Origin of the sequence: Pseudovibrio denitrificans JCM 12308, assembly GCF_001310815.1 — a bacterium.
GTDB lineage: Bacteria > Pseudomonadota > Alphaproteobacteria > Rhizobiales > Stappiaceae > Pseudovibrio > Pseudovibrio denitrificans.
In genome coordinates this window covers 56,376-66,349 of record NZ_BAZK01000026.1, presented here as the reverse complement: position 1 = coordinate 66,349, position 9,974 = coordinate 56,376, and the positions used below count along the sequence as shown (strand labels likewise).

At 52.7% G+C, this 9,974-nt stretch carries 8 protein-coding genes and 1 pseudogene; 5 read left to right on the top strand and 4 right to left on the bottom strand.

The features are described 5' to 3' along the window. Together JCM12308_RS31885 and JCM12308_RS31880 are read left to right on the top strand one after the other, a co-directional pair. Window positions 1-2,431: pseudogene (locus JCM12308_RS31885) on the top strand (hypothetical protein); the annotation flags it as partial. After that, window positions 2,338-2,679, top strand: a complete 342-nt coding sequence (locus JCM12308_RS31880; RefSeq protein WP_244272011.1) for a type I secretion C-terminal target domain-containing protein — start codon at window positions 2,338-2,340, stop codon at window positions 2,677-2,679. The pseudogene JCM12308_RS31885 and the gene JCM12308_RS31880, both read left to right, overlap by 94 nt. Before the next feature lie 54 nt (window positions 2,680-2,733). Here the strand turns inward: JCM12308_RS31880 and JCM12308_RS23900 are convergent, their stop codons facing one another. From JCM12308_RS23900 to tpiA, 4 genes are all read right to left on the bottom strand, one after another. Then, on the bottom strand, window positions 2,734-3,588 hold the full coding sequence (locus JCM12308_RS23900) for a VOC family protein (protein WP_208609008.1): 855 nt from the start codon (window positions 3,586-3,588) through the stop codon (window positions 2,734-2,736). A 23-nt stretch (window positions 3,589-3,611) separates the two neighbouring features. Continuing rightward, window positions 3,612-5,240 carry a CTP synthase gene (gene pyrG / locus JCM12308_RS23895; protein ID WP_014285907.1) on the bottom strand — a complete coding sequence of 543 codons (1,629 nt, stop codon included), beginning with the start codon at window positions 5,238-5,240 and terminating at the stop codon, window positions 3,612-3,614. A gap of 177 nt (window positions 5,241-5,417) precedes the next feature. Beyond that, complete coding sequence (gene secG, locus JCM12308_RS23890; protein ID WP_014285908.1) at window positions 5,418-5,783, bottom strand: preprotein translocase subunit SecG; 366 nt, start codon at window positions 5,781-5,783, stop codon at window positions 5,418-5,420. A gap of 122 nt (window positions 5,784-5,905) precedes the next feature. Continuing rightward, window positions 5,906-6,655 carry a triose-phosphate isomerase gene (gene tpiA / locus JCM12308_RS23885; protein WP_054785300.1) on the bottom strand — a complete coding sequence of 250 codons (750 nt, stop codon included), beginning with the start codon at window positions 6,653-6,655 and terminating at the stop codon, window positions 5,906-5,908. Window positions 6,656-6,900: 245 nt separating this feature from the next. On the opposite strand from tpiA, the gene JCM12308_RS30970 reads away from it, so the two are divergent. The 3 genes from JCM12308_RS30970 to trpD all read left to right on the top strand — a co-directional run bounded on the left by JCM12308_RS30970 (window position 6,901) and on the right by trpD (window position 9,969). Continuing rightward, a complete protein-coding gene (locus JCM12308_RS30970; RefSeq protein ID WP_208978915.1) occupies window positions 6,901-7,791 on the top strand; it encodes a SurA N-terminal domain-containing protein in 891 nt (296 codons plus the stop codon). Next, window positions 7,707-8,786: a peptidylprolyl isomerase gene (locus JCM12308_RS30965; protein WP_208978917.1), complete on the top strand. Its 1,080-nt coding sequence runs from the start codon at window positions 7,707-7,709 to the stop codon at window positions 8,784-8,786. The genes JCM12308_RS30970 and JCM12308_RS30965 overlap by 85 nt, the downstream gene beginning before the upstream one ends. A 145-nt stretch (window positions 8,787-8,931) precedes the next feature. Continuing rightward, window positions 8,932-9,969 (top strand): anthranilate phosphoribosyltransferase, encoded by a 1,038-nt coding sequence (gene trpD, locus JCM12308_RS23875; protein WP_054785299.1) that lies wholly within the window; start codon window positions 8,932-8,934, stop codon window positions 9,967-9,969. Window positions 9,970-9,974: the final 5 nt, after the last annotated feature.

The window sequence follows — 9,974 nt, the reverse complement described above, 5'->3', positions numbered from 1 at the left end:
AATCATTCTGGCTCTCAATGCATCTGAGATCCCCGCAGGCCAGCAAGGCTCTATACAAGTTACTGCAACACTCACAGACGCCTTCCCGCATGATGCAAGCGGAGAGCCGATTAAGATCAACGGCATCACCATCAATGCCTCAGACCACGATGGCGACACGGTCACAGCAGACATTCAGGTCAACATTATGGACGATGCACCCCAGTTGGACATCGCTGATACACCTGCCTCTGTCGCTGAAGGCAACACGCTTAACGGAACATGGTCTCTCAACCCGGGAGCAGATGGCGTCACACACATAACCGTCTCTGTCCCCGGTGAAGCGGATCAGACAATCACCCTGTCCGGCAACACACCCGCCACCTTCACGCTGCCCAAAGGCACACTCACCGTTAATCCAGATGGTACCTACTCCTTTGAAGCGGCAACCAATCTAGATAATGACAATCCGCAAGAGCAAAGCTTCACCATCACCGCAACAGATGCTGATGGAGACACGACAACCGATACCCAGACCATCACAATCACCGACGGCACATCGCCAACACCGCCAGACAACCTTCCCGGTGAAGCCGTTGATCTGATCCTCACAGTCAACGAAGCTGCCCTTGATACAACACAGGATCAGGATGATCTGGCCGCTGGGAACATCACCGGTTCCGACCCAACAAGCTCTGCTGAGACGGAGATCTCCAGCTCTCTCACCTTTACCGCGGGCTCGGACAACCTCTCTACCTTTGCCTTTGGTGATCCCTCGGGCATCACCATCACCAACGGCGATGCAGCTCTCAACGTCAGCTGGGCAGTTAGCAACGGCCAGCTCATCGGCTCCATAAACGGCACACCAGCGATCATTCTGGCGCTCAATGCAGCAGAGATCCCTGCAGGCCAACAAGGCACCATACAAGTCACAACAACGCTCACAGATGCTTTCCCGCATGATGCAAGCGGAGAGCCGATCAAGATCAACGGCATCACCATCAATGCCTCAGACCACGATGGCGACACAGTCACTGCCGACATTCAGGTCAATATCATCGACGATGCGCCGCAGCTGGACATCGCCGATACGCCTGCATCAGTTGCGGAAGGAAACACCCTGAATGGCAGCTGGTCTCTCAACCCCGGAGCAGATGGCGTCACGTACATAACCGTGTCTGTCCCCGGTGAAGCGGATCAGACAATTGCCCTGTCTGGCAACACATCCGCCACCTTCACGCTGCCCAAAGGCACACTCACCGTTAATCCAGATGGTACCTACTCCTTTGAAGCGGCAACCAATCTGGATAATGACAATCCGCAAGAGCAAAGCTTCACCATCACCGCAACGGATGCTGATGGAGACACGACAACCGATACTCAGACCATCATCATCACAGATGGCCCCAATCCGTTTGGGGGCGATATCATCGCGCTGAGCCTTGATGAAAGCGCGCTTGGAGAGCAGATTGGCAACAATGACCCCACTGGGGATGTCATCGGTTCCAATCCGGCAAGCACAGCAGAAACTCAAAGCGATACACTCAGCTTCACTGCAGGTTCTGACAATATCGTCAGCTTCACTATAGGAGACACCTCCAGCATCGAGGTTCGGGACGACAGTGGAGCTGTTGTAACTTCTTTGAACTGGGCACTGTCCGCTGACAAGCAAACCCTAACTGGGTCAATCAACGGTCAGAGTGTCATCCAGCTGTCTCTGTCCGGATCGACCATCCCAGCCGGTACCACTGGCACAGCTCAGGTCACAGCCACACTTCTTGCCGAATTTCCCCACGTCACCAACGGAACCAGCGACTTCACCATTTTGGGTGTGCCAATCATCGCGACTGATACGGATGGGAGCACGGCTCTTGGCATCACAAACATTTCGATCAAAGATGATAGTCCTGATGTAGATATTGCAGATACTCAGCTTATTGTCTCAGAAGGGGAAACAATCACCGATACATTCACCCTCAGCTCTGGAGCGGATGGATATAAGCAGGTAACGGTTTACACAAACATCAACGACCAACACATTGTCAGTCTGGCACCCAACACACAAACTACACTTTACACGGAGCAAGGTGAGCTCACCATTCACTCAGATGGAACTTGGGAATTTACAGCCAGTACCGGGCTAGACTTCAACCAACTCCAAACCTTACAGTTTTCATTTCAGTTGAAGATGGCGATGGGGATAGAGATACAGACAGCCACCTTATTTCAATCAAGCAATCCGCTGCGCCTATTCTCGGCACCTCAGGCAACGATGTCCTCACTGGTACCCAGACAAGCGAACTCATCAAAGGCCTTGATGGTGATGATACAATCGATGGTGGAGCTGGGCGAGACAAAATCGCAGGTATGGGGGGTAAAGATACGCTCACTGGCGGAGAGGACAGCGACACGTTTGTACTCGATCTTTCCAACCTCACCGTGGCAGATCTAATTACAGATTACGATTCCACCGGAGAAGATGCAGACGAACTGGATGTAACGGAACTAATTGGCACAGAAGAGATCACGCAGCAAAATGTGGGAGATTATTTCCAGCTCTCAGGCGGTATCCTGAGCTTCGATCAGGATGGGGCTGGCACCAATCATAACATGGTACAGGTTATGGAGTTTGCATCACCACCAGCTCAGCTGGAGCTGATCGTGGATGAAAATCAGGCACCAGTGGTCGTAACTGCATAAGGTTCTCAGCAAAGAAAAACCCCGGAAGCGATGCTACCGGGGTTCGAAACACGATCAGCTACAGAAAACAGCCACACCGGCCATTCGCTCTGGCTCTATAACCCAGAAGTCACCGCGCTTGCGTCCGCCAAGAGCCTTGGCATAGGTAGCAAAGCTCTCAAGATCTTCTGTGGCAAAGCCCAAGGCAGCCAATTTCAGACCTTTGCGGTCAGCGGACGCTTTCACACCATAAAGGCTTTCATAAGCGCTTGGAGACAACACCTTCACAGTCCCACGAGCAGTCTCAATCTCAACGCCAAGACTGGAAAGTCGTGCAGTACGCTCTCCAATGAATGCCTTGAGAAACTCATGATGGTCTGCCGGATCATCAGCCACGAAAACCACCTCAGTCAGATCGCGAACAGTGTTCGGATGCGACTGATAGTCAGCTTTCCAGAAGTTCTCAGGAAACTTGTTGTGGCATGTGAAAAAGCCCACTTCCGCACTGAGCGGATCAGTGGTGAACGTCAGATCAAACGCGACTTGACGTTCTTCACCTTCTGGCGTCACAGCAATCCGCTCAAAGGAAAATGGCGCGTACTCTGCAAGGCCAGCAGCATTGTAGGCCCTACGATCTTCCGCAGCGCTGGTGCTGTCCATAACAAACATGGAAGCACCTTCGCCCTTCAACAGAAAGTCACGGTTAAATGCACCGAAAGAGAAAACACCTTCACTCGGCTCTGTCAGCTCAGCACCTTCGCCGATTGCCAGAACCTCAAGGAAACTGCCATTCAGCTGGATGAGACGGTTTTCAGTCCCCCAAGGATGACGCGCAATTGGCGTTACCTTGAATCCCAGCTGTTCCCAGTGTCCTGCTGCATCCTGCAACGAGTTTACAGCAAGCACAATGTGATCAATTCCCTTGGTCAAAGCGTTTCCCCCAAAACAGCAGATTAAACCAGACGGCTATTGTCGCGCGCAGCACCTACAAATGAGGAGAACAGCGGATGCGGCTCAAACGGACGGGACTTCAGCTCTGGGTGATACTGTACACCGATGAACCACGGATGATTGTCGATCTCTACAGTCTCAGGCAGAACGCCATCTGGTGACGTACCAGCAAAGATGAGGCCAGCTTCTTCAAGCTTCTCACGATAGCCGATGTTCACTTCATAACGGTGACGGTGACGCTCAGAGATCTCGGTAGAATCGTAGATCGCAGCAATCTTACTGTCAGCTTTCAGAACTGCATCATAAGCACCAAGGCGCATGGTACCGCCCAGATCGCCTTCAGCATGACGCTCTTCTTTTTCGTTACCGCGGGTCCATTCGGTCATCAGGCCAACAACTGGCTCTTTTGCAGGACCAAACTCGGTGGAACTTGCATCAGCGATGCCAGCCATGTTGCGAGCAGCTTCCACAACAGCCATCTGCATACCGAAGCAGATACCGAAGTAAGGAATGTTGTTCACACGTGCATAGTGTGCTGCAGCGATCTTACCCTCAGATCCGCGCTCACCAAATCCACCAGGAACAAGAATACCATTCACATTAGCAAGGAATTCGCTTGGATCTTCTTTTTCAAAGACTTCAGATTCAATCCACTCAAGATTGACCTTCACACCATTCGCAATACCGCCGTGAACCAGCGCTTCAATCAGAGACTTATAAGCGTCCTTAAGTACGGTGTACTTACCAACGATTGCGATAGTGACTTCACCCTCTGGATTAAACAGAGAATGAACGATGGTTTCCCAGCGGGACAGATCAGGAGCCGGAGCACCTGTGATACCAAACGCATCCAGAACCTGCTCGTCCAGACCTTCCTTGTGGTAGGCCAGCGGCACTTCATAAATGCTCTTTGCATCATATGCCGGGATAACAGCTTCTTCACGAACGTTACAGAACTGGGACAGCTTGCGACGCTCATTCTCAGGGATCTGGCGATCACAGCGAACCATGAGAATGTCTGGCTGAATACCGATGGAGCGCAGCTCTTTAACAGAGTGCTGGGTCGGCTTGGTTTTCATTTCACCAGCACTTGCAATGTAAGGCAGCAGTGTCAGGTGGATGTAAACAGCCTGTCCGCGTGGCAAATCGTTGCCAAGCTGACGGATAGCTTCAAAGAATGGCAGGCCTTCAATGTCACCAACGGTGCCGCCGATCTCGCAGAGCACGAAATCATAGCCTTCATTACCATCCAGAACGAAGTTCTTGATCGCGTCAGTCACATGAGGAATCACCTGCACGGTACCACCCAGGTAATCACCACGGCGTTCTTTCGCGATAATGTCCTGATAAATGCGACCAGTGGTAATGTTGTCCTGCTTGTTTGCCGGACGGCCAGTGAAACGCTCGTAGTGACCAAGGTCAAGGTCAGTTTCAGCGCCATCGTCGGTCACATAACACTCACCATGCTGGTAAGGGCTCATGGTACCTGGATCAACGTTCAAATAAGGGTCGAGCTTACGAAGTCGAACCTTGTATCCGCGCGCTTGTAAAGCCGCACCAAGAGCTGCGGAGGCAAGTCCCTTCCCGAGAGAAGAAACAACACCACCGGTGATGAATATGTACCGTGCCATGGATCGCTACCACGTTAGAAAGGGCGGAATTTATCAGTAGGGAAGCACACTTAGCGTGGTGCCTGATAATCCAATACCCTGGATATTTGAGTTATGTCTGAACGCACGAATGACGGACACTGCACAAGGTGCGGTGCCGTCAAACGTATATTTCAACTGTTTCTGCTTTACAGCAGATTACTGTGCAGGTGGAACCTGCGGGCCAGTTGGCTGACTTTGCTGCTGAAGTTGGTCAAGAAGACCATTGCCGCCGCCCTGCTCTGTGCCCTGAGTTGCGGAACCAGCTGGAACCTGATCAAGGAGAGAACCTGGACGCTCGTCGTAGCGTGCCAGCAGAGAAAGAGCGAGTGAAGTTGCAAAGAAGCAGACAGCCAGAATCGCAGTACCGCGTGTCAGCACATTTGCTGTACCACGGCTGCTCATCACGCCACCGCCGCCACCGCCGCCAATACCCAATGCGCCGCCTTCGGAGCGCTGCAGTAGAACCATTGCTACCAGCGCAACGACGACCATCAGGTGGATAACAATCAGAACGGTTTCCATAGGTATCCGTAGGTTTAATGAATTCGTTAGTCGGCCTTCTAACCGAATTTGCTGCGCCTTTCTACCCTAAAGGCGCAGCAAATTGGTGGACTGCTAAGAATATTATTATAATCCGACTAATATTAGCCGCGATAAGCCTCAGCGATTCCAAGGAAATCCGCCGCTTTCAGGCTTGCACCGCCAACCAGTGCACCGTCAACGTTTTCAACCGCAAGCAGTTCTTTTGCGTTGGTAGGCTTAACAGAGCCACCATAAAGGACGCGCATTTTACCGCCAATCTCATCGCCAAACTGTTTGATGAGTGTTGCGCGGATAGACGCATGAACTTCAGCCACATCTGCAGGTGTTGGCGTCAGGCCGGTACCGATTGCCCAGACTGGCTCATAAGCGATCACAGTGTTCTCAGCGGTTGCGCCTGCTGGTACAGAACCAAGAACCTGCTTGGTAACAACGTCAAGAGTAGTGCCAGCGCGGCGCTCACTCTCAACTTCACCAACACAAACGATCGCAACCAGACCAGCGCGGTAAGCAGCTTCAGCCTTCTCGCAAACATCTGCATCAGATTCGCCATGGTCTTCACGGCGCTCGGAGTGACCAACAATAACAAACTTGCCGCCAGCATCACGGATCATCTCAGCGGAGATGTCGCCAGTATGCGCGCCGCTTTCTTTAGCGTGGCAGTTCTGGGCGCCAATTGTGATTTTGTCCTGAGAAGCAAGCTGTGCAACCAGCAATGCAGGTGGGCAAATCAGAAGCTCTACTTTTTCGGCAAGTGCTGAGTCGTATCCCGTACCCATAGCTTCCAGCTCTGCAGCAGAAGCTTTGGTGCCATTCATTTTCCAGTTACCAGCAACAAGTGGCCGATTAGTCATTTGATCCGTTCCCCAAATATGAATTCTAGATTCCCATATGGAATGTGTGCTCACTAACAGAAAAAACACTTAAGTCCCATAGTGGATTACCGCTAGTGCGATGAACTTCGTATCTCACGGCGAATCTCACAGGCTTTATGTTGTGTAAACTTGCCCCACAGCGAAAGGAACACTATTATCCGGCGGCCTTGCATGTGTGCGCGGGGAGACTGTCCCTCGCCTTCAACAAGAGAACGGATAAAATTATGCTCGACGCGCTACGTAATAGCGTAGGTTCCTGGTTTGCAAAGATCCTGATCGGCCTTCTGGTGCTCAGCTTTGCAGTTTGGGGGATCGCTGACGTCTTTACTGGAATCGGCTCCACATCTGTTGCCTCAGTGGGTGACAAAGAAATTTCAGCTCAGGATTTCCAACGAGCTTATTCACGCGAGCTCGACCAGCTGTCACGCCGCGTCGGCCAGCCTGTCACACAGGAACAGGCCGCTGCATTTGGCGTACCAGCTCAGGTTCTGGGCCGCCTGGTCGCTGAAGCTGCGCTTGATAATGAAGCATCAAAGCTGCGCATCGGCGTTTCAGATGAAGCAATCATCAAAACCATTCAGGAAACACCTGCCTTTCAGGGTGTGAATGGATATGACCGCAATCGCCTCGGTCAGGTACTTTACAATCTCGGCATGAGCGAAGACGAGTTCGTCATGCAGCAGCAGCTCGTCGCAGAGCGCCAGCAGCTCGCCGAAGCCGTCATTGGTGGTATTGTAGTGCCAGAAACCATGCTCGAAGCTTTCGACAAGTACGCAATGGAAGAGCGTACTGTTGAGTACCTCGTACTGCCAAAAAGCTCACTGACTGACGTTCCTGCGCCGACTGATGAAGAACTCAACGCGTTCTTTGAAGAAAACAAAGGCAACTACAAAGCACCTGAGTACCGCAGCGCGACCATCATTGAGCTGACATCAGATAAAATCGCAAAGCCTGAAAACGTGACGGACGAAGAGATCGCTCAGGAATATGAGCGCACCAAAACCGTTACCAGTCTCAGGAACAGCGCCGCATCTATCAGATCTCCTTCCCAACCAAACAGGAAGCAGAAGCTGCTGTGGTGGAGATGGATTCCGGCAAGACCTTTGAAGACCTGATGAATGAGCGCGATCTGACCGAAAAAGACGTCGACCTCGGCCTTATGAACAAGGCAGGCTTCCTTGATCAGAAGATCGCAGACGCTGCGTTTGCTCTGAAAGAAGGTCAGGCAAGTAACGTGGTCGAAGGCCAGTTCACCAACGCCATCCTCTTTGCAAAAGAAGTCAAACCAGCTGCAGTTCAGCCAATTGAAGACGTGAAGGACGAACTGCGCGCGGTAGTCGCTCAGGCAAACGCCGCTGATGAAGTGGAAGACCTGTTCAACGAAGTAGAAGATGCGCGCGCAGGCGGCAGCACTTTTGAAGAGATCGCAGAACGCTTCGATCTGGAACTGATCAACACCCCTGCTTTCGACGCCTCCGGCAATAATGAAGCAGGCGAAACCGTTGAACTGCCAGTAGCAAACGAGCTGACCACCGCCGTCTTCTCAACTGATGTTGGCGTTGAAAACGATCCGCTGGAAATCGGCCGCACCGGTCACCTCTGGTACGAAGTCAAAGAAGTTACACCTTCCCGCGACAGAGAACTCTCTGAAGTCAAAGAGGCTGTGACCGCTGACTGGACAGCAAACCGCACCGGTGAACTGCTGGAAGAAAAAGCCAAAGCTCTGATTGCAGAAGTGGAAGCAGGAAAATCGCTTTCCGAGATCGCAGCAGCTGAAGGCCTGACAACAACGACCTCTCAGCCATTCACCCGCAACGGTGGCGTACAAGGCCTTTCCGGCTCAGCTGTTACAGCAGCCTTCTCCGGACCTAAAGGCACCGCAGCACAGGTTCCTGGCAACAATGAAGACAGGATCCTTCTGGTTCTGACGGACACAACAGCTCCGGCCTTCATGACAGAATCCGAGAACGCTCAGCGCATCAACACCCAGCTGACAGGCGCACTGGAAAGCTCATTGCTCAACCAGTTCATCAACCAGCTGGAACAGACAGAAGGCGTCCTCGTAAATCAGGCAGTCTTCAATCAGTTGACCGGCCTGGATCGCCAGTAGACAAAACCTTGTCGAAAACAAGCCCGCCACACTTTTAAGTGTGGCGGGCTTTTGTTTATCTCCTAGACAGCCCTCCTAAAGCTATCTAATAGTTAGCCTTTGTGTGCATTAAGGAATTACCTGAGGGATTGAGGGAGTTTTCGCCGTGAGCAATTTGAAAAATCTCATTGGAATTGTCGCTGACGGCAACGCACTGGACCGGCCTCAGGCCCGCGAGGCATTCGAGATCATCATGTCAGGCGCCGCAACTCCTGCTCAGATCGGAGGCTTCCTGATGGCTCTGCGCTTGCGCGGCGAAACCATCGACGAAATCTCCGCAGCAGTTGAGACCATGCGCGCCAAGATGATCCCGGTAAAAGCACCAGACCACGCCATCGACATTGTCGGCACTGGCGGCGATGCATCCGGCTCTTACAACATCTCTACGTGCACAGCCATTGTCGTGGCAGGCTGCGGCGTCACCGTTGCCAAACACGGCAACCGCTCCCTCTCCTCCAAATCCGGCTCTGCTGAAGCGCTGGCCGAACTGGGCATCAATCTGGATCTGGACGCAAACGGCATCAGCCACTGCATTCACGAGGCTGGTATTGGCTTCATGTTCGCGCCAAACCACCACAAAGCCATGCGCCACGTTGGCCCAGCTCGCATCGAACTCGGCACCAGAACCATTTTCAATCTGCTTGGCCCTCTCGCCAACCCGGCAGGCGCAAAGCGCCAGATGACCGGCGTATTCGCTCAGCAATGGGTTGAGCCGCTCGCCAACACCCTGAACGAGCTGGGCACCGAGAAAGCCTGGATCGTCAACGGGTCCGATGGCATGGATGAAATCACCACCACCGGAACGACCTTTGTCGCCGAACTTAAAAACGGCAGTATCAACACCTTCACCATCTCACCAGAAGATGCAGGCTTGCCCGTTGCAAAGACGGAAGATCTGAAGGGCGGCGACCCAAAAGAGAACGCTCAAGCTCTGCGCGAGGTACTGCAGGGTGCGAAGAACGCGTACCGCGATATCGTCCTGCTCAACTCCGCAGCGTCCCTGATCGTTGCTGACAAAGTCTCCACTCTCACAGACGGCGTAGAGATGGCGGCACAGGCGATCGATACAGGTACCGCCCTTTCCCGACTGGACAAACTTGTTGAAGCCTCCGACGCTGCAACAGCTGCCAACATGAAACTCTAAGACCA